Origin of the sequence: Caballeronia glathei (assembly GCF_000698595.1) — a bacterium.
GTDB lineage: Bacteria > Pseudomonadota > Gammaproteobacteria > Burkholderiales > Burkholderiaceae > Caballeronia > Caballeronia glathei.
The window spans coordinates 1-24336 of record NZ_JFHC01000070.1; the positions used below are offsets into that span (position 1 = coordinate 1).

At 65.0% G+C, this 24336-nt stretch carries 19 protein-coding genes and 1 pseudogene; 10 read left to right on the top strand and 10 right to left on the bottom strand.

Features of this window, described 5'->3' with window-relative positions:
- Nucleotides 1–241 (bottom strand): annotated as a pseudogene (locus BG61_RS44230) (hypothetical protein); the annotation flags it as partial.
- Between the two features lie 916 nt (nt 242–1157).
- On the opposite strand from BG61_RS44230, the gene BG61_RS30880 reads away from it, so the two are divergent.
- Nucleotides 1158–1706 carry an RNA polymerase sigma factor gene (locus tag BG61_RS30880; RefSeq protein WP_035934665.1) on the top strand — a complete coding sequence of 183 codons (549 nt, stop codon included), beginning with the start codon at nt 1158–1160 and terminating at the stop codon, nt 1704–1706.
- Between the two features lie 41 nt (nt 1707–1747).
- Here the strand turns inward: BG61_RS30880 and BG61_RS30885 are convergent, their stop codons facing one another.
- Both BG61_RS30885 and BG61_RS30890 read right to left on the bottom strand, forming a co-directional pair.
- Complete coding sequence (locus tag BG61_RS30885) at nt 1748–2245, bottom strand: SRPBCC family protein (RefSeq protein ID WP_232256304.1); 498 nt, start codon at nt 2243–2245, stop codon at nt 1748–1750.
- Nucleotides 2238–2594, bottom strand: coding sequence for an ArsR/SmtB family transcription factor (locus BG61_RS30890; RefSeq protein ID WP_035934667.1), 357 nt, complete (start codon nt 2592–2594; stop codon nt 2238–2240). Before BG61_RS30890 ends, BG61_RS30885 begins: the two co-directional genes overlap by 8 nt.
- Before the next feature lie 280 nt (nt 2595–2874).
- Between BG61_RS30890 and BG61_RS30895 the strand changes: the two genes are divergently transcribed.
- Both BG61_RS30895 and BG61_RS30900 read left to right on the top strand, forming a co-directional pair.
- Nucleotides 2875–3630: an acetoacetate decarboxylase gene (locus BG61_RS30895; protein WP_035934668.1), complete on the top strand. Its 756-nt coding sequence runs from the start codon at nt 2875–2877 to the stop codon at nt 3628–3630.
- Between the two features lie 144 nt (nt 3631–3774).
- Nucleotides 3775–5010 carry a DUF3734 domain-containing protein gene (locus tag BG61_RS30900; protein WP_063741143.1) on the top strand — a complete coding sequence of 412 codons (1236 nt, stop codon included), beginning with the start codon at nt 3775–3777 and terminating at the stop codon, nt 5008–5010.
- Nucleotides 5011–5203: 193 nt separating this feature from the next.
- Here BG61_RS30900 and BG61_RS30905 read toward each other — a convergent pair whose 3' ends face one another.
- Both BG61_RS30905 and BG61_RS30910 read right to left on the bottom strand, forming a co-directional pair.
- Entirely contained in the window at nt 5204–7168 is a 1965-nt protein-coding gene (locus BG61_RS30905) for an acid phosphatase (protein WP_035934669.1), read from the bottom strand.
- 311 nt (nt 7169–7479) lie between these two features.
- On the bottom strand, nt 7480–7797 hold the full coding sequence (locus BG61_RS30910) for a DUF4148 domain-containing protein (RefSeq protein ID WP_035934671.1): 318 nt from the start codon (nt 7795–7797) through the stop codon (nt 7480–7482).
- A 321-nt stretch (nt 7798–8118) separates the two neighbouring features.
- Here BG61_RS30910 and BG61_RS30915 point away from each other — a divergent pair, with 321 nt between their 5' ends.
- Nucleotides 8119–9681, top strand: a complete 1563-nt coding sequence (locus BG61_RS30915) for a phage tail sheath family protein (RefSeq protein WP_035934672.1) — start codon at nt 8119–8121, stop codon at nt 9679–9681.
- 80 nt (nt 9682–9761) lie between these two features.
- Here the strand turns inward: BG61_RS30915 and BG61_RS30920 are convergent, their stop codons facing one another.
- Together BG61_RS30920 and BG61_RS30925 are read right to left on the bottom strand one after the other, a co-directional pair.
- Nucleotides 9762–10088 (bottom strand): hypothetical protein, encoded by a 327-nt coding sequence (locus BG61_RS30920; protein WP_129572187.1) that lies wholly within the window; start codon nt 10086–10088, stop codon nt 9762–9764.
- A gap of 231 nt (nt 10089–10319) precedes the next feature.
- A complete protein-coding gene (locus BG61_RS30925) occupies nt 10320–10943 on the bottom strand; it encodes a hypothetical protein (protein ID WP_035942558.1) in 624 nt (207 codons plus the stop codon).
- 532 nt (nt 10944–11475) lie between these two features.
- On the opposite strand from BG61_RS30925, the gene BG61_RS30930 reads away from it, so the two are divergent.
- The 4 genes from BG61_RS30930 to BG61_RS30945 all read left to right on the top strand — a co-directional run bounded on the left by BG61_RS30930 (nt 11476) and on the right by BG61_RS30945 (nt 19486).
- Complete coding sequence (locus tag BG61_RS30930; protein WP_035934675.1) at nt 11476–13104, top strand: NAD-dependent malic enzyme; 1629 nt, start codon at nt 11476–11478, stop codon at nt 13102–13104.
- 420 nt (nt 13105–13524) lie between these two features.
- Nucleotides 13525–16734: an efflux RND transporter permease subunit gene (locus BG61_RS30935; RefSeq protein ID WP_035934676.1), complete on the top strand. Its 3210-nt coding sequence runs from the start codon at nt 13525–13527 to the stop codon at nt 16732–16734.
- A 20-nt stretch (nt 16735–16754) separates the two neighbouring features.
- Nucleotides 16755–17987, top strand: a complete 1233-nt coding sequence (locus BG61_RS30940) for an efflux RND transporter periplasmic adaptor subunit (protein ID WP_051672903.1) — start codon at nt 16755–16757, stop codon at nt 17985–17987.
- Nucleotides 17988–18010: 23 nt separating this feature from the next.
- The gene (locus BG61_RS30945) at nt 18011–19486 is read left to right on the top strand and encodes an efflux transporter outer membrane subunit (protein WP_035934808.1); all 1476 of its coding nucleotides are present in this window, start codon (nt 18011–18013) and stop codon (nt 19484–19486) included.
- 1 nt (nt 19487) lies between these two features.
- Here the strand turns inward: BG61_RS30945 and BG61_RS30950 are convergent, their stop codons facing one another.
- The 3 genes from BG61_RS30950 to BG61_RS30960 form a co-directional block, all read right to left on the bottom strand.
- Nucleotides 19488–20912 carry a heavy metal sensor histidine kinase gene (locus BG61_RS30950; protein ID WP_035934677.1) on the bottom strand — a complete coding sequence of 475 codons (1425 nt, stop codon included), beginning with the start codon at nt 20910–20912 and terminating at the stop codon, nt 19488–19490.
- On the bottom strand, nt 20912–21589 hold the full coding sequence (locus tag BG61_RS30955) for a heavy metal response regulator transcription factor (RefSeq protein ID WP_035934678.1): 678 nt from the start codon (nt 21587–21589) through the stop codon (nt 20912–20914). The genes BG61_RS30950 and BG61_RS30955 overlap by 1 nt, the downstream gene beginning before the upstream one ends.
- A gap of 111 nt (nt 21590–21700) precedes the next feature.
- Complete coding sequence (locus BG61_RS30960) at nt 21701–22261, bottom strand: c-type cytochrome (protein ID WP_051672905.1); 561 nt, start codon at nt 22259–22261, stop codon at nt 21701–21703.
- Between the two features lie 424 nt (nt 22262–22685).
- On the opposite strand from BG61_RS30960, the gene BG61_RS30965 reads away from it, so the two are divergent.
- Together BG61_RS30965 and BG61_RS30970 are read left to right on the top strand one after the other, a co-directional pair.
- A complete protein-coding gene (locus BG61_RS30965; RefSeq protein WP_035934681.1) occupies nt 22686–23774 on the top strand; it encodes a catalase family peroxidase in 1089 nt (362 codons plus the stop codon).
- Nucleotides 23771–24313: a cytochrome b gene (locus tag BG61_RS30970; protein WP_035934682.1), complete on the top strand. Its 543-nt coding sequence runs from the start codon at nt 23771–23773 to the stop codon at nt 24311–24313. The genes BG61_RS30965 and BG61_RS30970 overlap by 4 nt, the downstream gene beginning before the upstream one ends.
- Nucleotides 24314–24336: the final 23 nt, after the last annotated feature.

The following is a 24336-nucleotide window of genomic DNA, read 5'->3' on the forward strand; positions in this document are numbered from 1 at the left end:
ACACGCGCGTCGAATGATGAAAGAGCAGATCCGACTCTGTGTCGCGAACGAGTTCGGTGGCGGCGCGCGCCATCTTGCTGTCGGGAATCTTGATGCCGGCGATCGTACTCATGCTTACCTCCAGGATGCGCCCGGTCGCACCGCGCTCGATCTGCGCGGGCTTGACGAAGCTGCGTTGGCAAATTGCTTCACTTCCTCTTCTGGACTTCGGATTGCCAATCAAGGTGTCTGGAAGGGCCACTTCGTATCACGTTGCCAGACGCCGCTTGTCGCTTCGCTCCGAAGACCTCGTCCGAGGAAGTCCATGCCCAAAGTATCCGGGTCCGACAAGTCACTTTCAATCGAATCGATGCGTCGTTTGGGGCCAACGAGACGGCGCTTCCTGCCAGCGCTTCCGGTTTGTACCGGAGCGCCTACACCGGTACAGAAGTTCGTCTTCGCGAAGATGCTTACTGCGCCTTCACCTCGGAAGAACCCTGAACCTTCAAAGGGGCTTGTTCGGGAGAACGGTCCGCAGGCTCAATGTAGTTCACTCGAAGACGCGGCTTCCATTGAACAAATGGTGTCCTGGGTAACGAGCTGGGATGAGTCGGCTATACGCAGGTATGAGTGGGCGAACAGGGACACGGGGTTATCCCTGCGGCAATGTTCGCTGGCTGGCCTAACGTGTCACGAATGCCCGGTCCACGTGCACGAATCGGACCTTTCGGGCAGGTCAGGACCGGACGCACCGACCGCCGATAAGCGCCGCTTTGCACCGCTGGCAGAAAACGGCGTGCGTATGGCGGAGCCTGATGTCCCCATTCACTTGCAAGCGATTGCTCATTGAAGATACTGATAATTTTTCCTCTGGAAGACCACGCAGGCCGCCCGTGCGGGCGTTGATCACGATGACCAGTCGAGCGCCGGTACGTGACACCGGAATCGTTGCCGTGTCGCGCTGCATGAAGGTGCCCTCGAGACGACACACGATCGCATGACGATTGTCCCCGGCAACGGGACACGCAGACGTTCTCGGCCTGCGAAGCCAGCTCCGCGAGAAGCGCACTGCCCGACCCAGGCACCGCTCCTACACGGCGGGCCGCTTGACGCGGCGGAAGGGTCATTCGCGGAACTGATCCGTCATGCGAGAGGACCATTGAATGCATGACCCTGTAATGAACTTTGCTGAACAAGACAAGTGCAAGCGACCGGGAGATGCAGAAGCCCGCGTCGAAAACGGCCAGAACGCGGGACTGCCGCCTTACGAAGACGTCCTCGCCCGCATCTGGGCCTTTGCGCTGCGCCTGTCCAACGACGAAGGCGAAGCGGCTCGACTGGTAGAGCAAGCCTACCAGCGGGAGCTGAACGATTCGAATGCCAGTCAGACCTCTACCATCCTGTTACGCCTGTACAAGGCGATTCATTCGGCATGGGAGCATGCGCGACGCGAAGGAAAGGCCCCCGCACGAGACACAGGTCCCAAATGGCAGCCATCGATCGCTGCAAAAGGCTCCTCGTTGCACAGCAAGATCATCGCGGCCGTCGGCTGCCTGCCCGATGCCGAGCGAGTCGTGATTCTGCTCTCGGCGGTTGAGGGCCTGGGAAATGACGAGATCGCCGTCATCCTTGGCATCACGCTGTCGGTCGTCTCCGACCGTCTGATTCGCGCGATCAGGATCATCGGCGAGCACGCGGCCAACTGGCAGAACGATCGTTCGCTGTGATCGCATGCTCTGCGAATCACGTCCTGAACCCAGGCGTACCTTCACCCTTGCAGCAGGAATGCGTCGAGCCGGTCGAACGTGCCGCCATAGCCCTGTTCGAGCGACGGGCGCAATGCCTCGAAGTATTCGCGCTCCGCATCCACCTCGCCGAACGGTTCCGCACGCAATGTGACGGTTGTGTGTTCGGCATGCCCGGCGAATGTGACGAAATTGCGAATTTCGAGCGGGCAGCTTTCGCTAAAGGGCGCCCGCGCAATGCCGCATCGTTCGTTCGAAAAGGAATTGAGCCACACGATGCGCTCCTGCGCGACGATCTCGCGATAGTTGAAGCGGCCCCACATCGTGGGCGCGCCCTCGAAATTCATCGCGTAATGAAAGAACCCTCCGGGCCTGAACTCGAAGCAGCGGATATCGATTGAACACCCCTTTGGCCCCCACCACTGTTTAAGCTGGCGGGCTTCGCTCCACGCCTCCCACACGACGGCACGCGGCAGCGCGAACTGGCGCGTGATCGTGAATACTGACTGATCGTCATTCATGGACATTCTTCTTTCCTTTCCCCGCCGGTGGCCGGGTTGACTGCAAAAAAGCATCGAGCCGCTCGAAGCGCTCTTCCCACAAATTGCGATACACGTCGACCCACTGCGCGATGTCTCTCAGCCGCGCCGCCTCCAGACGGCAAGGCCGCGTCTGCGCCGCCCTGCCGCGCGAGATGAGACCTGCCTGCTCCAGCACCTTGAGATGCTTGGAGATGGATGGCTGCGTCATGTCGAATGGCTCGGCAAGCTCGGACACCGTCGCCTCCCCGGCAGCCAGACGCGCGACGATGGCGCGCCGCGTCGGGTCGGCAAGCGCGGCAAATGCACGGCTCAATTCGTCTGAACGCATTGCATAGCCTTCCTTGTATATAGCCAAATGGGAATATACGGCGGGCGGGCGCAGGTGTCAACGACAAGGCCCTGGCCGCACGTTGCGCCGCGTTTCCTGCGCGCCTCGATGTCAGCCGGCCTATTGCAAGGCCAGGAGATTTGATTGAGTATCTGCATGGTTGCAGTCGTGCCAAGCCGGGCATCCGGATGCCGATTTCGAGGGTGCCTTCCGTTTCCTGCCCTGAGCGCCCCCGCAAGCTTCTTCACGGCGCTCTCGCGTGTATGCTTTCGGAGGTCTCATGAAAGTCGAAGAAGTGCGCGGAACTGCGTTTTCGATGCCGCTGGCGAGCCCGGCCTATCCGATCGGACCGTACGTGTTCGTCGATCGCGAATTCATGATCATCACGTACCGCACCGATATCGAGAAGCTGCGTGCGCTCGTGCCGGAGCCGCTGGAGGTCTATACGGATCTCGTCCACTACGAGTTCATCCGCATGCCGAATTCCACGGGTTTCGGCGACTACACGGAAAGCGGCCAGGTCATTCCCGTCAAGTTCGAGGGCAAGCCGGGCGCCTACACGCATGCGATGTATCTGGACGATCATCCGCCGATCGCGGGCGGCCGCGAGCTCTGGGGATTTCCGAAGAAGCTCGCATCGCCCAGGCTGGAAACGCATATCGACGCACTGGTGGGGACGCTCGATTTCGGACCGGTGCGCATCGCGACCGGCACCATGGGCTACAAGCACACGACACTCGATGCCGAAGCCGAACGCGTGAAGATGAGCGGCGACAACTACCTGCTCAAGATCATTCCGCATGTGGACGGCACGCCGCGCATCTGCGAAATCGTCCGCTATCACCTGAAGGATATTCACATCAAGGGCGCGTGGGGCGGGCCGGCCTCGCTGTCGCTCTCTTCGCACGCGCTCGCGCCCGTCGGTGAGTTGCCGGTGCTGGAAGTCGTCGAGGCGCGGCACATCATTGCGGACCTCACGCTCGCGCTGGGCGAGGTCGTGTTCGACTACCTGTCGGACGACGCACGAAGCCGCTGAACCCGCTGTCCCTTCCTTCCCGCCAGGGCGCTCGCGGCCTTGCGCGCGACGGTTGCGTGCAGGCGACGCCCCGGGTGTGACGGTGCACGCGCTGTCACACCGCGACCGTCATGGTTCCGATCGTCGAACTCCAGTGAGGTTCATATGCCGCACGCAACGACACCCGACCCGTCGACGCTGAACGACAAGATCGCCCGGCACTACGAAACCGTCGCGCTCGTCCTGCAAGGCGGCGGCGCCCTCGGCTCCTATCAGGCGGGAGTGTACGAGGGGCTCGCCGAAGCGGGCATTCATCCGAACTGGGTCGCGGGCATCTCGATCGGCGCGCTGAACACTGCGATCATCGCGGGCAATGCGCCCGGGGCCCGCGTGGATGCGCTCAAGCAGTTCTGGGCGACCATCTGCCAGCCCGGTTCCTCGCTGCGGCTCTGGCCACCGGAAGTGGAGACGCACCTGTTCGGAACCTCCGACACCTACCGGCAGGCATTTTCCGCGTGGTATGCCACGCGCGCGCTGGTGGAAGGCCAAAGCGGCTTCTTCGCGCCGCGCTTTCCGCCGCCTGTCGGGCCCTGGCCGCTCAAGGTGGCCGACGCGAGCCACTACAACACGGGCGCGCTCAAAAGCACGCTGGAACGATTCGCGGACTTCGAGCGCATCAATCGAGGCGGCATGCGCGTATGCGTGGGAGCGGTGAATGTGGCGAGCGGCAATCTGACGTTCTTCGACAATCACGAAATCACGCTGAAAGCCGAGCACTTCATGGCCTCCGGCGCGTTGCCGCCGGGATTTCCCGCCGTCGAAGTGGATGGACAGTACTTCTGGGACGGCGGTCTCGTCTCCAATACGCCCTTGTCCCATGTGCTCGGGCAGATCCCGAGGCGCGACACGCTCGCCTTTCAGGTCGATCTCTGGAGCGCGGAAGGCGACCTGCCGTCGAGCATGGCGCAAGTCGACGGCCGGACGAAGGACATCCAGTACTCCAGCCGTACCCGCGCCGTCACGCACTACGTGCGGCACGATCAACTGCTGCGGCGCACGCTTCGCGAGGTGCTGCGCCACGTGAGCGCGGAAGAGCTCGAGCGCGACCCGTGGTGCAGGATCGCGGCGCGGATGTCGACTGACAAGCGCTACAACGTCGTCCAGCTGATCTACAAGGACAAGCCGTACGAGAACCACTTCAAGGATTTTCAGTTCGGCTTCAACACGATGCTGGACCACTGGTCCTCGGGTCTAGCCGACATTCGCGCAACGCTCGCCCATCCGGAATGGTTCGACCCGCCGGAAAACGAGGCCGGATTCGCGTCGCGGGACGTGCACGCGCCCACCAGCAGCGACCGCCTCGGCCCGAAGACGAGCACGGAGCATGAGGCGGGAATCTGAACCATCGTCACGGCGCGCCGCGCGTGCGCCGTGACGACGGAAACCGGCAGACTGAAAGCACGGGACAACGCTTCCGGTCAGCCGGAGCGACCCTCCGCGCCCGGCCGATGGCGAACGCCCGCGAGGCCCTGATGCGGCATCGATCCACGTGCTTCAGGCCCGGGCGAACGCCACCGTGCTCGCATGCGCGGCGTTATGAACCCAGGCGAACCTGCACGCCTGCCGCGCTATAAACAGGCGTGGCCTTGAAGCCGTCGACTGTCACGGTGGAGAAGCGGCCGCGCAGGCTGCTGCTGTCGATCAGGTCGAGCGTCGTGCCATTCTGCGGTGTAAAGCCGTTCACGAACTTCACGTGCAGCGTGCCGCCCAGAATGGTCGTCGCCCCCGTGACGGCGAGCTTGCCCTGGTCGTTGGGCCCGACATCGAGTTCGAGCGTGGTGCCCGCCGCGAGTTGCGTGTACGCGCCCGCGATGGAGACGCGTCCTGGCGCGTGGCTCACGACCGTTCCGCTGGAGAGATAGACGTCTCCCTTGCCGAAAGCCTGTACCGAGTCTGCTTCGAGCGTGCCTCCCATCACCTGCGAGCCGCCGGCGTAGACGTTCATCCCGGCAAGCCTGAGCGTGCCCGTGCCTTGCAGCGTCAGCTTGCCCGCGCCGGATATGTCGTTGCTCCACGTGTCGGCCGCGTTGAAGCCGCCCTGCGACGCATCCATCGTCACGGACACGTTGCCGTTGAACACGCCGTAGCCGTCAGCGGCTGCAAAGAGATTCAGGCGGCCCCATCCTTCCGCGTCGTCGAGTGCGGGAAAGCCGGAGGGCAGCGCGGTCGTCTTCAGGACGACACGCCGCTGGTCCGCGCTGAGATACGGCAGGCGCGTTTCGAGCAGCACTTCCGCGCCCTTCGGCACCACGGCCGGGACGGTCGTGTCCCCGATCGGTCCGAAGCCGAACGTCAGCCGCCGCAGGTAGTTGGCCTTGTTCGTCGCGTGATCGGCGAAGCGGTCAGTAGCCTGCGTGCCCGAGTGCGCGAACGCCGCGAACGTGCTTGCGCTGGTGGCGCTGAGTGCAATCAGCGTGCTGTGGGCCTGTGCGAACGCAGCTTGCTTGAGCGTCGAGTTATTCGGGTCCGAGAGATTGGCCGCCGTGAACGCTTCGCCCTGAACGCGGCCACCGCTGACATCGAGCGGCGAATGCATGCCCGCGAAGATACGGTTCTCGCCCAGTTCCATGCCGCGGCTGATCATCTCCTGAAAGCGCTCGGGCACGACATAGGCCATCGCCAGCGCGTCGCGCATCGCTTCAGCGGTGTGGCCGCTCGGGAACCCGCCGTCGGTCGTCGGCGTCGGGCTCTCGGCGGGCACGAGTGCAGGCACGACGATCACGCTGTTGCTCCAGCGGTACGGCCGGGCGTATTTGTAGAAGCGCTTCGCCGGTTCCGTCGACGCATTGTTGCCCATCGCGTTGATGAAATCGACCACCTTGCCGAACTGGCTGTTCGCGCTGCCGCCGACGCCCGTGTTGTTGCCCGTGTCGTTGAAGAGCGTCGTGGTCGCTTCGGGAGGGATGGTCGTGATCGTCGTGGTCTGCTGGGCGGCAGTGCGCCACAGGCTCGTGAGCGGCCCCATGCCGTCCGTCACGCTATAGCCCTTGCCGCGGCGATCGTCGAAGTAGGCTGCGGCGGCCTGCGCATCGGTTCGGGTGGACGTCTCGGTTGCGGCGAACTGGATGTTCGCGTCCAGCACCGTGGGGTTCAGCTTGGTGCCGTTCGGGGTGCCGTCGTTCGGCAGGCCTGTCCAGGTCGACGTTACGACGGCCGGGAAAGATCCGACCGCCGGTGCCGACACGCCCGCATCCACCACTTCCGTGAGCGGCTGCCACAGCTTCAGGAACGCGCCGAGCACGCGCACGCCCGCATTGGTATCGAGCGTGGCAAAGCGCGCGTCGCCACGCTGGTTCGTCGCGATGGTATCGACCACGGCGGGCACGTTGGCAACCGGCGCCGAGTCGACGAAGCCCGGATCGGGCGGCGGAGGAGGCGCGGTATTGACGGTCTGCGAAGGCGCGGGCGAATCGTTACCGCCTCCGCATGCTGCTAAAGAAAGTGCGCTCGCCGCCACAATGGCGAGGTGCAGGCGTGAAGCCTTGAAGTGTGAAGACATCGGCGTGATCCCTGGCATCAAAGGGTGAAGTAAAAAATGCCGCGATGCTAGAGGGCGCCAGTGTCACAATTATTAAACGAACCTCGATGTCCGCTTCGCCGTGCGCTTGCCGGAACGCAAGGCGACGATAGCGTTCGAATCGATGTGCATTACGGACACGTACGGCGCAGGCAGGTGTGCGCGTCGTGCAGCGGCGAATGGTCCACGCGCAACGAGACGCAGGCGGCCAGCGGACAGGGACGCACGGGCGTCGAAAGTACGACAGGGGCACGCGGATTCCACGCACCCCCGATGACCATCGAACGATCCGCTCAGTGATGCAAGTAGATCGATGTCAGCCCCACATCGTACAGCGGGTGAAACTCTGCACCGCCTTGCGATGTACCGTTCGTCACGCCGCCATAATCGGTCGACGCCGCGGCATCGCGTGGGCCGACGCGCGATTCGGCAGCCAGAATGCCCGCGGGATATTGCGCATGGTCGCTGCCGGCGTTATAGCCCGCCTGCTCCAGTTGCGCGAGTTGCGCCTGCACCTCGGCGCGGGTGACCGGAGCGTCCGACTGTGCGAACGAGGTAATCGGCAAAGCAAGAAAAGCGGCAACGGTTACGATCTGAATAAGCGATTTCATGATGTGTACCTCCTTCTGTTGTTTGAACGCCTGAAGGGATCAGGACGTTGTCTGCCACGGACTTCACTATGGAGACGAAGAATGAGGAGCAAATGAGCACGCGAGTCGCGGGCCTGTGAACAGGAGGTTCGAGGTGTCCTTGAAGGAGCCGGATCGTCGTGCCGGGGCCAAATTCCGCACTCGCCGTCGACGCCCCTCGCCAACGCTTTTGCTCGAAAGCCGACGGCCGTGCACACCGCGCGTATCATCTGATGCGGCGCTCAGGCTTCCTGGCGGCATGCGCCGCGACAGCGTCGGCAGCAATCAACCGAAGGTGACCTCATGGCGCAATTCAAGACACCGGGTGTGTACGTCGTGGAAAAGAACGCCTTCCGGAACTCGGTCGTGGAAGTCGCGACAGCCGTGCCTGCCTTCATCGGCCATACCGAGTTTGCTGTCAACGCGGGTATCCCGCTGGCAGGGAAACCCAGGCGCATCAGCTCCATGGCGGAATTCATCCACTATTTCGGCGGGGCGCCGAATGCCAGCTTTTCGATCGATGAACAGGTGGAATCGGGTGCGGGCGTTGCCACGGGCGACTTTGCCGTGACCGACCCCGCGGCCGGAAAGCCTGACGAATACGTGCTCAAGGCCGGGAGCCCGCCCTACATCCTCTACTACAGCATGCTGCTGTTCTTCCAGAACGGCGGCGGTACGTGCTACATCGTTTCGGCAGGCAGCTACGGCGACGACCTCGACGCCGGCAGGATCAGCACCGGCATCGATGCGCTGCTCGCCGAACAGGAACCGACCCTCGTCGTGGTGCCGGAAGCCGTGCATCTGTCGGCCACGGATTGCGCCGCCGTGCAGAAAGCGATGCTGGCGCACTGCGGCTCAAGCACGCGCAACCGCTTCGCCGTGCTCGACATACGCGACGGCTACAGGGATCGCCGTGACCCTGACGGCGATTGCATCGCCGCATTCCGCGAGTCGATCGGCACCGGCTTCCTTGAGTATGGTGCAGCCTATTATCCGTGGCTCGAGACCTCGATCGTCGGGGAGAAAGACCTGGATTTCACCGCGATCGCCAATCTCGACGTCCTGACCAGTTTGCTGAAGCAGGAACTGTCGCCTGTCCTCGACGACACGAACCCGTCGCCGAAGGCCAGGACCAGAATCGACGCGCTCAACGCATTGCTGGCAAGCATCACGTCGGACCGGAGCAAGTCCGCGAATCCGGCATCCGACGTTCACTCGCTGCACCAGAACCTGTCAAACGTCAGCAGGCTGTATCCGTCGATCCTCGCGGCAATCCGGAAAAAGCTCAATCTGCTGCCGCCGGCTGCGGGCATCGCCGGGATCTACACGATGGTCGACAACGCGCGCGGCGTGTGGTCGGCGCCCGCAAACGTCAGCGTGAACGCTGTCGTGTCGCCCGCGGTTCCGATTTCCGATGAAGAGCAGGGGGATCTCAACATCGATACGCAGGGCAAGTCTGTCAACGCCGTGCGCGCGTTCACAGGACGAGGCCCGCTGGTGTGGGGCGCGCGTACGCTCGATGGCAACAGCCTCGACTGGCGCTATGTCAACGTGCGCCGCACCGTGATGATGATCGAGGCGTCGATCATGCTCGCCTGCCGGGCCTATGTGTTCGAGCCCAATGCAGCCGGAACGTGGATCACCATCAAGAGCATGGTGCGCAACTTCCTGACGGATGTCTGGAAACGCGGCGGCCTCGCTGGCGCAAGCCAGGACGACGCGTTCGTCGTGGCCGTCGGCCTCGGTGAAACCATGACCGCCGGGGACATTCTGGCGGGCTTGCTGAAGGTCTCGGTGCAGGTCGCTGTCAGTGGGCCGGCCGAGTTCATCGCACTGACCTTCGAACAGCAAATGCAGGCACCATGAGTCCGCTGCCCGCTGCAGCGCCAACATGTGCGTGCTCGCGCCCTGCATTCGGCCGCGGCGCGCACCACTTCGGGGAGCCGCTAGTCGTCGGTCTCCCCGATATCCAGATCGTCTTCGATCGTGACCGTCAGGTCCTCCGTGTCCACTTCGTAGTCTCCGTCGTTTCGATCGATCATGACCTCGCCTCCCTGAATGCCTCCGCTTTCCGTTTCGGTCACTTTCAGGACGACGAGGTCGTCCGCGCTCCCCTGAAACTCTTCCGCCGCAATCGTCGCGAGATGCACGAGCTCGCCGGTGTCGGCGTCCTCGAACGGGCTTTCCCAGCGCAGCGCATCTCCCGGCAGTTCCGTCACCACGCCGGAGTGACCCGTAATTCTCACGATTCCGTCGCTAAGCACATAGCTCATTGTTGCTCCCGAACATGGTAGACCGGCATCGAGCAATTTTCATACCGTCATCAAAGGGCGAGACGTCCTGCGATGGCTGATGGAGTTCATAGCCGCCGCCATCACACAAGCATAGCGCCCATATGGACCTCAAGACAGGCGATGGGCCCCGGCGGTTCCCTGTCTTCACCAGCAAATTCATCCCTGCGCCGACACCGGCGGACTTTCCTTGCAAAGCACTGGCTCCGGACATCACGGATCGGATCGCTTATCGAGCATATCGATGCATACATCAGGCAAATTGGCGAAGCGCGCGTAAACGGTCCTGGAATCACCCGGCTGCTTCGAGAAATCACGATACGTCGCCAGAAGGACCAGCCAGCACACGACACCGCCGATGACCCCGACCGGCATGCTGACCACCGCCAGCCGCAGATCGACGACCTGAATCCCGAGGGCCGAGAGCGGCATGCGCGACGCCCGTGCGACGTACGGAAGCGCGATAGCCAGAACCGTCCCCAGTGTGACGAAATAGATCCATCGCCGCATGCCGGACAGCCGGGCGAGCACCATCCCGATCACGTACATCGGCAGGATCCACAACGACGCGAACCCCAGTGCCGCAAGAATGGCGCCGAACTCGAAAGTCAGAAAGCGACAAATGCAATCGATGAATGGCATTTCCGGCCGGAGAAATGCCGGGGTTTCGCCACGAAGCGCGCGACCGAGATCCAGCAAGGGAAAGCACGATGACGCGGCGCTACTCACGGCTGCGACATATCCAAGCAACGCGCGCCAGAACGTCACGAACGGCGGGATGCCGGGCGGTCGCGGCCGCCCGTCCGGCCGGCCGCCGGGAACTGGGATGCTTTTCATCGGACCAGGCATGGTTTCGCGCAGCCCCCGAGCGAGTGGCGTCCACGGTCTCCCCGTGCTCGAAGCAGCCGATTCGCCTGCGGCACACCAGCGCGAATGTCGTCCGGTCAAAGCGTGCATCCAGCGCATCGAGGCGCTGGCAACGTTGACCAGAACCGGATCACGCGCAGGGCTGCTGCTTCATCGCCATAACGCCGCGCCCTCCCCGCTTATTCCATTGCGAATCCACGCGACACTCCCCGGAACACCATTTGGCCGGGCGCTGGCATCCTGGTATATAACTCTGGAACCAGACGGCCGAATCACGACCCGGTGCAGCGTGGATTGCTGCTCTTTCCATGACTCATCCCCGCTCACATGGAAGGGAGAAGCGGGCGTCCGCCGAATTTGCATCAGGAAGCTGAAGTTGAGTTGAAGCGTTGGCCGCATGTCCGCTGAAGCTGCCGGGACCGTCAGGCACAACAGCCTGATTCCGCGGCCGGATCGGCACGTCATAAGTTGCATCCGTCTCCAAACTTGAAGGGAGCCTTCGATGAGCAAGCAGAGCAGCCTGTCCGGTTATGACCTCCTTCGTTCCCCTCGCCTGAACAGAGGAACCGCTTTCACCGAGTCCGAGCGACGGCAGTATGGCCTCGATGGCCTGCTGCCGCCGGGCGTGAGTTCGCTGCAACTGCAGGTCGCACGCACGCATGCGGAGCTGGCGAATCTCGACAACGATCTCCAGAAGTATCTGCTCCTGTCGGACCTCCAGGCCCGCAACGAAACGCTCTTTTACGCGACGGTCATGTCAGACCCGGCGAGCTTCATGCCGCTCGTCTATACGCCGACGGTCGGCGAGGCGTGCCAGAAATTCGACCACATCTTTCGCGCCACGCGTGGCATGTACGTGCCGATCTCGGCGCGAGGCCGCGTCAAGGAGTTGCTGAGCAACTGGCCGGAGCAGGACGTGCGGTTCATCGTCGTCACCGACGGCGAGCGCATTCTCGGGCTGGGCGATCTGGGCGTGGGCGGCATGGGCATTCCGATCGGGAAGCTCTCGCTCTATACGGCCTGTGCCGGCGTACCGCCGCAGTACTGCATGCCCGTAATGCTGGATGTCGGCACCAATAACGCCAAACTGCTCAACGACCCGCTATATCTCGGCCTTCGTCAGGAGCGCGTGCGCGGCGACGACTACTACGCGTTCGTCGGAGAATTCGTCGCGGCCGTTCAGGAACGCTATCCGAAATGCTGCGTGCAATGGGAAGATTTCGCCAACTTCAATGCCGTGCCGCTGCTCGCCCAATACAAGGACAAGATCTGCACCTACAACGACGATATCCAGGGCACGGCGGCCGTTGCGCTGGCCGGCGTCTTCGCGGCGTTGCGCATTTCGGGCCAGAAGCTCACCGAGCAGCGCTTTCTCTTTCTCGGCGGCGGCTCGGCCGCGACCGGTATCGCCGAGCTCATCAGCCAGGCGATGGCCCTGGAAGGCCTGACAATAGACGCGGCCCGTGCACGCAACACGCTCTTCGATGTGAACGGGCTGATGGTCAAGTCCCGCCAGGATCTCGCAGACTTTCAAAAGCCGTTCGCCGTGGACCATGCGCCCGTCAGCAGCTTCGCCGACGCAGTGAGCGCGTTGAAGCCCACTGGCGTCATCGGCGTCAGCACGGTGCCCAAGCTGTTCAATCAGCAGGTGATCGAGGCGATGGCGTCGATCAACGAGCGTCCGATCATCTTCCCGTACTCGAACCCGACCTCGCGCTCCGAATGCACGGCCGAGGAAGCGTACCGCTGGTCGTCGGGGCGAGCGATCTTCGCGAGCGGCAGCCCGTTCCCGCCGGTGGAATACGAAGGCCGCACGTTCGTGCCCGGGCAGGGGAACAACGTCTACATTTTCCCGGCGGTGGGCATGGCCGTCTTCGCAACCGAAGCGAGCCGGGTCACGGAGGAAATGTTCATCGTCGCGGCGAAGGCGGTGGCAGAGCAGGTTACCGAGGAGAGCCTCGCGACCGGGCTGATCTATCCGCCGCAAAGCAAGATCCTGGAGGCATCGCTGCATGTGGCGACCCGGGTCGCCGAGTGCATCTTCGACCAGAACCTCGCGCGCGTGCCGCGCCCGGACGACATCGCGGCACATATCCGGGCATGCGCATACAAGCCGGCATACCCTGCCTGAGCTAGCGCTGCTCGCCCGCCGGAGCCCGCAACCGGCTCCGCGCGGTTCTTCGGACGCTCGCGGCCTTGGTCGCTACACGCCCTGCCGCGTGAACCGCCTGCGGCAGTTGCGCAACGGACACGCCCCGCGGGCAACACGGCTCCGCCGCACACGTACAGCGCGATCTTGTCGAGGTCCGGCACGTCCGTGCGCGTGAGCGCCCCTTCGAGCCCCTCTCCGTTCCAGAAGCCGTGCCACCGGTCGATCGGGTAACGCCGTCTCCTCACGGCGTTCTGCCCCCATGCCTGCGTAGTTAACGGACTTGTAATCTACCGGTCACTTTTGGGTAAGCGCGGCGCAGCCACACTCTCGGTCATGAAGTCAAGGGCGTGAATTCGCGCGCCGCTTCGGCATTCCTCCCCGCATCCCCAGGAACTTGTCATGTGGATAGTCAGGCTCGCTCTGCGGCGGCCGTATACGTTCATCGTTCTCGCGATCCTGCTCTTTATCGGCGGGCCGCTGGCGATCCTGCGCACGCCCACCGATATCTTCCCGAACATCGATATTCCGGTCGTGAGCATCGTGTGGTCGTTCAACGGCTTTTCCGCCGAAGACATGGCGCAGCGCATCACGTCGAACTACGAGCGCGCGCTGACCTCGGACGTCGATGACATCGAGCACATCGAGTCGCAGTCGCTCAACGGCGTATCCGTGGTCAAGGTGTTCTTCCATCCGGGCGCGGACATCAATCGCGCCATCGCCGAGGCCGCGGCCAATTCCGCGTCGATCCTGCGCATCCTGCCGCCCGGCACGCTGCCGCCGAACATCATCACCTACAGCGCGTCCACGGTGCCGATCCTGCAACTCGGCCTCTCCAGCGACACGCTCCCCGAACAGCAACTCTACGACCTCGGCAACAGTTTCATCCGCACACAGCTCGCGACGGTGCAAGGCGCGGCGGTACCGCTGCCGTTCGGCGGCAAGATCCGCCAGATCATGGTCGATATCGATCCGCGCGCCTTGCAGGCAAAGGGGCTCGCGCCCATCGACGTCGTCAACGCCGTCAACGCGCAGAATCTCATCCTGCCCGGCGGCACGGCGAAGATCGGCGCACGCGAATACAACGTGCAGATGAACGGCAGCACGGCGAGCGTCGCGGCGCTGAACGATCTGCCGATCAAGACGGTCAAGGACGGCGTGGTCTATGTGCGCGACGTCGCGCATGTTCGCGACGGCTACGCGCCGCAAACCAACATCGTGCGCAGCGACGGCAAGCGCGCTGCGCTCCTTCAGGTCGAGAAGACGGGCAGCACGTCCACGCTCACCATCATCGATCAGGTCAAGGGGCTGCTGCCGCACATCGCAGCCGGGCTGCCGAAGGCGCTGCACATCACGGCACTTTCCGACCAGTCTGTGTTCGTCAAGTCCGCCATCTCGGGTGTCGTGCGCGAGGCGCTGATCGCGGCGTGCCTCACGGCGCTGATGATCCTGCTCTTTCTCGGCAGCTGGCGCGCGACTTTGATCATCGCGGTGTCGATTCCGCTCGCCGTGCTGACGTCCCTCGTGGCGCTCTCGGCACTCGGGCAGACGATCAACATCATGACGCTCGGGGGCCTTGCGCTCGCGGTGGGCATTCTCGTCGACGACGCGACCGTCGCGATCGAGAACATCACGCATCACCTTGAGAACGGCGAGCCGCTGCACGACGCCATCCTCAACGGCTCCGGCGAGATCGCCGTTCCGACGTTCGTCTCCACGCTGTCGATCTGCATCGTTTTCGTGCCGATGTTCCTGCTCTCGGGCGTCGCGCGGTATCTGTTCGTGCCGCTCGCGGAGGCCGTCGTGTTCGCGATGTGCGCGTCGTACTTCTTCTCGCGCACGCTCGTTCCGACGCTCGCGATGTACCTGATGCGCGAGCCGTCGAAGGAACGCGCAACGCATGGCGCCTTCGCACGCATCGCACGCTTTCAGGCCGCGTTCGAGCGGCGCTTCGAGCAGCTTCGCGGGCACTATCGCGTGACGCTCGAACGTGCGATCGCAAATCGCCGGCGCTTTCTGCCGCTGTTCCTCCTCCTCTGCCTGGGCTCGCTCGCGCTCGTGCCGTTCACCGGACGCGACTTCTTTCCCGCCGTGGACACGGGCGAAATCCGCCTGCACCTGCGCGCGCCGACAGGCACCCGGATCGAGCAGACCGCGCGCATCACGGATGAAGTCGAAGCGAAGATCCGCACCGTCATTCCAAGGGCCGAGCAGGCGGCGATCCTCGACAACATCGGCGTACCGGTGAGCGGCATCAATCTCACCTACGACTCGTCGAGCCCGATCGGCTCCGAAGACGCGGACATCATGATCACGCTGAAGGCGGGACATCGCCCGACCGCGGACTACGTCGCGACCTTGCGCAACACGCTCACACACGCTTTCCCCGGCGTGACCTTCGCGTTTCTCCCGGCGGACATCGTGAGCCAGATTCTCAACTTCGGGCTGCCCGCGCCGATCGACATCCAGATCGTGGGCAACAAGCTCGCGCAGAACCGCGTCGTCGCGAATGCGCTGCTCGCGAAGCTGCGCGGCGTGCGGGGACTCGTGGACGCGCGCATCCAGCAACCCGGCGACGAACCCGCGATCAACGTGGACGTGGACCGCACGAAGGCGCTTCAGGCCGGGCTGCAGCAGCGCGAAGTCGCGCAGAACCTGCTGATCGCGCTGTCGGGCAGTTCGCAGACGTCGCCGAATTTCTGGCTCGATCCGAAGAACGGCGTCAGTTATCCGCTGATGGCGGAGATGCCCCAGTACGACGTGAACTCGCTGCAGGCGCTCGCCAACGTGCCGCTGACCACGCCTTCGCAGGCGTCGGCTTCCGGCCCGCAGAACGAACTCGGCTCGCTCGGCACGATGTCGCGCGGCACGCAGCAGGCGGTGGTCTCGCACTACAACGTGCAGCCGGTACTGGACATCTTCGCGTCGGCGCAGGATCGCGACCTGGGCGGCGTCGCCAGCGACGTGCAAAAGCTCGTCGACGACGCCCGCGCGCAGCTTCCTCCCGGCTCGTCGATCGTGATGCGCGGCCAGGTGCAGTCGATGAACGCATCGTTCAGCGGCCTCGCCACCGGACTGGTGTTCGCCGTCGCGCTCGTCTATCTGCTGATGGTGGTCAATTTCCAGTCGTGGCTCGATCCGCTCATCATCATCAGCGGCCTGCCCGCCTCCCTCGCGGGCATCGCTTGGATGCTCTTCGCCACGCACACGACGCTCAGCGTGCCCGCCCTGACCGGCACGATCCTGTGCATCGGCATCGCGACCGCGAACAGCATTCTCGTCATCAATACCGCGCGCGAGTCGCTGCAGGCGGGCGCCGCGCCCTTCGCGGCCGCGGCGGATGCGGGCTTCAACCGTTTCCGCCCCGTCATGATGACCGCGCTCGCCATGCTGATCGGCATGCTGCCGATGGCGCTCGGCCTGGGCGACGGCGGCGAGCAGAACGCCCCGCTCGGGCGCGCCGTGATCGGCGGTCTCGCGATCGGCACGGTCTCCACGCTGCTCTTCGTGCCGGTCGTGTTCGGCATGGTGCACGCGTGGCTTGCCGCCCGGCGCAAGCCGCATGACTCCCGCGATGCGCTCGATTCGCACACGCCCGCGTCTTCCCAATGAACCCGTCGACACAGTCCGCCATGAACGATTCATCCGATCGCGCCAGCGCGCCGGCAACAGACGATTCGAACGCGTCTGCCACAGCGCGCACGACCCTTACGCGCAAGAAGCGGCTCGCCGGACCGCTCGCACTTGCGGCACTCGCGGCCGCGCTGCTGGTTGCCGGGATCGTCCCCCGGCTGCACGCGAGCCGCGCGCTCGACCGGCAAGCCGCGGCGCAGCGGGCACTGACCGTGTCGGTCGTCGCGCCGCGTCCCGCGCCCGCCGAACAGGAACTGAACCTCCCCGGCGCCGTGATGCCGTTCGCCGAGGCGTCCATCTACGCGAGAACGAGCGGATACCTTTCACACTGGTACGCCGACATCGGCGCGCACGTGAAGGCGGGCGCGACGCTTGCCGAGATCGATGCACCGGATCTCGATGCGCAATTGCGTCAGGCGCGTGCCGACCAGCAGACGGCACAGGCCAACTACACCTATGCGAAGGGCACCGCGCAGCGCTGGCAGGAGATGCTGACGACGCAGTCCGTCTCGCAGCAGGACACGGACACCAAGGTCAGCGACATGCAGGCCAAGCAGGCAATGCTGGCCTCTGCGCAGGCAAACGTCGCGCGTCTTGCGGAACTGGTGTCGTTCGAGAAGGTGACCGCTCCGTTCGATGGCGTCGTGACCGCGCGCAACGTCGATGTGGGGGCGCTCGTGACGGCGGGCGGCACGCCCGGCGCGTCCGCGATGTCGGGCGAGCTCTTTCATGTCGAGCAGACGGACAAGCTGCGCGTGTTCGTCGACGTGCCGCAAAACGATGCGCAGGATGTCGTGCCGGATACCGCGGTCTACCTCACCGTGCAGCAGTATCCGGGCCGGCAGTTTGCCGCGACGGTGGCGCGCACCGCCGGTGCGATCGATCCCGTCAGCCGCACGCTGCGCGTGGAAGTGGACGTGGACAATCGCGCGGGTGCGCTGATGCCCGGTGCGTACGCGCAAGTGCACCTGCTGCTGAAAACCGCGGCGCCCGCACTCGACCTGCCGGTCAGCGCGCTGCTGTTTCGCCCGGACGGCGTGACGGTGGCCGTCGCCGGAAGCGATGGCAAGACTGCGCTGAAGACCGTGCATATCGGCCGGGACTTCGGCACGCACGTGGAGATCACGACGGGCCTTGCCGCAACGGATCGCGTGATCGACAACCCCGGCGATGCGATTACCGCGGGCGAACTCGTGCAGATTGCACCGCCTGCGCCCGCCACGCACGGCTGATGCGCCTCCCAAAGGAACCGACGATGCAGCGAACCCGCACCCCCCTTCCCTTTGCGCGCACGGCGCTCGCGCTGTGCGCCGCCAGCGCTCTCGCAGCCTGCTCGACGCTGCCGCCCTATGCGCCGCCGGCGGTCGCGGTGCCCGCGCACTTTGCCGGCACGGCGAGCGCGGCATCGGACGCGGGCGCGAACGGATGGACCACGGCCGCTCCGGCCGACGGCGCGCCGCGCGGCCCCTGGTGGACCGTCTACAACGACGCCGACCTGAACCGCCTCGAAGCGCGTATCGACGTGTCGAACCAGACCGTGAAGAAAGCGGTCGCGCAGTTGCAGCAGGCCCGGGCGATGGTCGACTATCAGCGCGCCGGCTTCTTTCCGACCGTGACGGCAGGCGTCGCACAAAGCCGCTTTCGCACGTCGCAGAACATCGTCGGCCACTCGCTCGCGGGCAAGACCGTGCCGGACTATTCGACCGGCATCGCGGCAAGCTGGGAACCGGACCTGTTCGGCCGCGTGCGCGACGCCGTTGCGGGCGCCAGCGCCAGCACGGAAGCGAGCGCCGCGGACCTCGAAGCGGTGCGCCTCTCGGTGACGGCGGATCTCGCTGTCGATTACTTCGACCTGCGCTCGCTCGATACGCAGAAAAAGCTGCTCGACGACACCGTGACCGCCTACGGCGCCGCATTGCGCGTGCTCCAGCAACAGCTGCACGACGGCGCCATCGACGCGTCCGCCGTCGCTCAGGCCGAGACCCAGCTCGAAACCACGCGTGCGCAGGACACCGACATCGACGTGCAGCGCGCGCAGTTGCAGCACGCCATCGCCACGCTGACCGGCGAGCCCGCATCCACCTTCACGCTGCCGCCGAAGGTCGAGTCGTTCGCGGTGCCGGCCATTCCCGCGGGGCTGCCCTCGCAACTGCTCGAGCGGCGCCCGGACATCGCCGCCGCCGAGCGGCGCGTCGCGGCGGGCAATGCGCAGATCGGCGAAGCGCACGCCGCGTTCTTCCCGGACCTCGTGCTTTCCGCGACCGCGGGCCTCGAAAGCTCGTTCTTCGCACCGTGGCTCACGGCGCCGAGCCTCTTCTGGTCCATCGGGCCGCAACTCGTCGGCACGCTGTTCGACGGCGGCCGCCGCAGCGCGACCCTGCGGGGCGCGAATGCGCAGTACGACGGCTTCGTCGCCGACTACCGGCAAACGGTGCTCGTCGCGTTTCAGCAAGTGGAGGACAACCTGTCCGCGCTCAATTCCCTTGCCGAAGAAGCCGCCAGCCAGGATCGCGCCACGTCGGCGGCGAACCTGTCGCTCAAGCTCACGACGAACCGGTTCAACGCGGGCGCGGTCAGCTATCTGGACGTGGTCACCGCACAGACCATCGCGCTCACCAACCAGCGCACCGCCGACCAGATCGCGGCACGCCGCATGGACGCGAGCGTGCTGTTGCTGAAGGCGCTGGGCGGTGGATGGAACGGCGACATGTCGGTCGCCGCCACGCAATGATTCAGCCGCGCGGGAACGTCAGGATGAAGCGCGTGCTGACGGTGTCGCTTTCGGCGTGTACCGTGCCGCCATGCAGTTCCATGATCGTGCGCACGATGGCGAGGCCGAGGCCCGCCGCGCCGCCGGGGTTGCCCGCCTTAGGCTGGTTCGTGCGCGACGGGTCGATGCGGTAGAAGCGGTCGAAGATGCGTTCGAGATGCGCGGCGTCGATCGGGCTGCCTTCGTTCTCCACGATCACGCGCAGGCTGTGCGCTTCCTCATGCGCGCGAAGCACGATGCTGCCGCCGCGCGGCGTGTAGCGCAGCGCGTTGGCCAGCAGGTTGCTGACGGCGCGCCTGAAAAGCTCGACGTCAGCCTTCAGGCGCCCGCCTCCGTCCACGCGCACGATCGCGCCCGCGTCTTCCGCGAGGCCTTCGAAGTATTCCGCAATGCGCCCCAGTTCCTCGCCGACGTCGAATTCGCGCGTGTTCTTCATGAACTGCGGATGCTCCGCGCGTGCGAGAAACAGCACGTTTTCGATCATGCGCGACAGGCGGTCGCATTCCTCCAGATTCGACTCGAGCAGCGCCTGATAGTCGTCGGCCGAACGGGGCCGCGCGAGCGCGACCTCCGTGGCGCCGCGCATGTTGCTGAGTGGCGTGCGCATGTCGTGGGCAAGATCGGCGGTGAACTGCGAGAGGCGGCGAAATCCGCTGTCGATGCGCTCGAGCATCGCGTTGAGCGACGCGACGAGTGTATCGAGCTCGAGCGGCAGCCGGGCGACGGCGATGCGCGTGTCGAGCCGGTCGACGGTCACGCGGGCAGCGCTCGCGGCAACCTCGCGCAGCGGCCGCAGAGACGCGCGTATCAGCAGATAGCTCAGCAGAAATGCGAGCGCCGCACCGGCCGCGCCCGCGATGTAGAGCTTGTCGCGATAGCGGTCGAGAAGCCGCCAGCGGTCGCTCATGTTGCGCGCGATGAGGATCTGCGTAACCGTGCCATCGCGCAGCATGGCGTCCGCCGAGACAGCGCGGACCGGCGCGCCGCTTTTCGCGCGCCACTCCACGATCGCCTCGTCGGTGATGCGCGCCGACGCCGCTACGCGCTTGCCGGGCGGCGTCTCCGTGCCGGGCGCCGCGGCCGTATTCGCCGTGTTGTGCTCGATCAGCACGTGGCCCGCGGGGTCCGTCATCTGCATCGACAGCGCTTCGTTGCCGAGCACGAGGCTCGTCAGGCGGTCCTCGTGCTCGTGCACGGCGCTGAGCGCGTCGAGCTCCTGCGTGAGCCGCCGCGTATGGCGCGCGGCCAGCACGATGTCGAGATCGTCCTGAATCTTGACCTGATGATCGAGCGCGATGTAGAGAAAGCTCCCCACCAGCACGAACACGGTGAGGGTCGTGCCTGCGAACGCGAGCGCGAGCGTCGCGGTGAGCGAGCGGCGCGGCATCAGCCCGTCGCCTTCGGTTCGAGCACGTAGCCGACGCCGCGCACCGTGTGGATCAGCTTGACCGGAAACGCGTCGTCGACTTTCGCACGCAGGCGGCGAATCGCGACCTCGACGACGTTCGTGTCGCTGTCGAAATTCATGTCCCACACATACGACGCGATTTGCGTGCGGCTCAGGACTTCGCCGTGCCGGCGCGCAAGCAGTTGCAGCAGCGCGAACTCGCGCGGGGTGAGGTCGATGCGCGTCGTGCCGCGCCGCACGCGCCGCCGGTTGATGTCCATTTCGAGGTCGCCGACGGTGATCACCGTGCTTTCCCTCGGCGGTCCGCGCCGTGCCAGCGTGCGCACGCGTGCCAGCAGTTCGACGAACGCGAACGGCTTGACGAGATAGTCGTCGCCGCCGAGTTCGAGGCCGTGCACGCGGTCGGTCACGTCGTCGCGTGCGGTCAGGAACAGCACGGGCGTCGTCTTGGTCGCGCGCAACGCCTTCACCACCGCCCAGCCGTCCATGCCCGGCAGCATGACATCGAGCACGATCACTTCGTAGTCTTCTTCCTGAGCGAGCACGAGGCCGCTGCCGCCGTCAGTGGCGACATCGACGAGATACCCCGATTCTTCCAGCCCCTTCTTCAGGTAGGCACTCGTCTTCAGTTCGTCCTCGATCACCAGGATGCGCATTGCCGCTGCTCCTCTTTGCTTGCGGAAACTCAATCTTACCGTTGGCCGCGAACCGGGGCGTAACCGATTCGTCAGACCGATGAACGGCACGGCATGACGCCATGCCGCGCCCTACTGGGCTGCTTTCGGCGCCGCCTGATGTCCCGCGCCGCCACTGGTGAGCGCGGCATAGCGCTCGGGCGTGATGCCGCGCGCGTCGAAAAGAAACGCGGCCGCCTGCCAGATCGCCTGGTCCGACTGCGTCTTGCCGAAGGCCGGCATGGCGGTCATCTTCACGCCGTTCCTGATGACCCAGTACATCAGTTGCGGATTGTTGCGGCGCGTCGCCGCGAGCAGCGTCGGCGCCATGGGCAGTATGCCCTGCCCGATCGGGCTGAGCGCCTTGCCCGGCGTTCCGTGGCACACCGCGCATGTCTCGCTGTACAGCCGCGCGCCAGCGCGCACGTTCTCGGCGCTCATCAGGTCCGGCGGCACGTGAATGTCCTTCGCGTGCCTGTGAAGCGACTGCTCGTAGGTGGCGTGCAATGCCCAGGCAACCACCGGGTTATGCCCGGATGCGGCCGACACATCGTACAGGCCCGACCAGGCGTACAGCGCGGCGACGATCGCGCCTGCGAGCAGCAGCGCGACATTGATGAACACGGCTTCGGAAAGGCGGTGGCGTCGGAGCAATTGAGCGACCTCGCGCGGATCTTGCCGGCGGGTCGCAACGCTTGTTCATTGCAGCGGCGCCGGCGGGGTTGATGGTTCGAACGACCTCCCGATCCTAGCGGCGCGCCTTTACCGCATTCCGTCGCGCTGATTACGGTTTCGTCATGTTGGCGAGCAAATGACGAGCGCGCGATCGGCGCCTGCTTCGATTGCACCGTTCGGGTGCTCGCAGAACCACGTTCGCCGTGTCCGCGCGTGGCGACCGCATCGATGTTTCCACGACCGCGCCGTGTGAATACGAAACTCGCCGTGCTATCGCAAACAAGCAGCGAAATGCATCCCAGCATACTTGGTAAAAACCCGTACGGCATCCGGACGCGCCCCGCTGAGGTGTCCTGCCGGCCGCCTTATTGCTCCCCGCAATCGCCCTCACGGAGGTCATTCGATGCCATCTCCCAGTCCGTCGCGCAACCCGCTCCCCGCGCTCGCAGCGATCGCGCTCGTCGTCGTCGTGCTCGCCCTCCTGTTCGCGTGGACGGGCGGATGGCTCACGCCGGCGCGCATCAGCGGCTCCGTCATGGTCGACGCGCTGCAAAGCAACACGGGCAAGATCTTCCCCGGCTTTCGCCGCGCCCATACCAAGGGCATCTGCGTAGGCGGCCACTTCGATTCGAACGGTGCGGGCAGCGCGCTATCGACTGCCGCGCTGTTCACCACGGGATCGTTTCCCGTGATCGGCCGCTTCAATACGGGCGGCAGCGTGCCGACCGGTGCCGACGCCGGTCAGATCTTCCACGGACTCGGCATGCGCTTCCAGTTGCCCGGCGGCCGCGAATGGCGCATGGCGCTCGACCAGACGCCCGTCTTCGTGGTGTCGAACGCATCCGACTTCATCGCGCTGGAGACCGCCTCGACGCCCGACCCGGCCACGATGAAGCCCGATCCCGCAAAGATGAAGGCGTTTCTCTCGACGCACCCCGAGACGCAGCGCTTCTTCGACTACCTCGGCAAGACGCCGATGCCATCGAGCTTCGCGAACGGCACGTACTACAGCATCAACGCGTTCCGCTTCACCGACGCTCATGGCGTGACGCGCTTCGTGCGCTGGCAGTTCGAGCCCGAGCAGCCGTTCACGGCGCTCGCGAAAGGCAATGCGGACACGCTGCCGCCGAACTTTCTCTTCGACGATCTCCTGCAGCGCATTCACGAAGGCCCCGTCAAGTGGCACATGATTCTCGTGCCGGCCAATCCCGGCGACCGCACCGATAACGCGACGATCGCCTGGGGCCCGGATCACCAGCGCATCGACGCCGGCACGCTCGTGTTCGACAAGATCGCCACAGAGGAAGACGGCCATTGCCGCGACTTCAACTACGACCCGCTGATCCTGCCGGAAGGAGTCGCGCCTTCGGACGATCCGTTGCTGTCCGCACGCTCTGCCGCCTACTCCGTCTCCTTCCAGCGACGCGCGGCCGAAGGCCCGCGCCCGGATGCGATCACGCTCGAACTGCAACACAAGGGAGAAGTGAAATGAACGGCCCCACCGACCGCTTTGTCCTGCCCGCACGCATCCTGCACTGGCTCATGGCCGCGCTGATCCTCGCGATGCTGTTCATCGGCGCCGGCATGGTGTCGACAGTCAACGATCGCTATCCGGAACTGCTCGCGTGGCACCGGCCGATCGGCATCGCCATCCTGATCCTCGCGGTGATCCGTCTCGGCGTGCGTGTCACGCATCGCCCGCCGCCGCTGCCCGCCGACGTTCCGGCCATGCAGGCCGCCGCGGCCAGGGCATCGCATTACGTGCTCTACGGGCTGATGATCGCGATGCCGCTGATCGGCTGGGCCATGCAGTCCGCGGGCGGCTATCCGGTCGTGATGTGGAAAGGCTTCGACCTGTATCCGATCCTGCCGCACAACATCATCGTCTACGGCCAGTTGCGGCGCCTGCACGGCCTCTTTGCCTATGCGTTCTTCCTGCTGATTCTCGTGCATCTCGCCGCCGCGCTCGTGCATGCGTGGATCCGCCGCGACGGCGTATTCCAGAGCATGTCGGGCGGCAGCCGCACGTAAGCGCGAACGAGCGTCCGCAAACC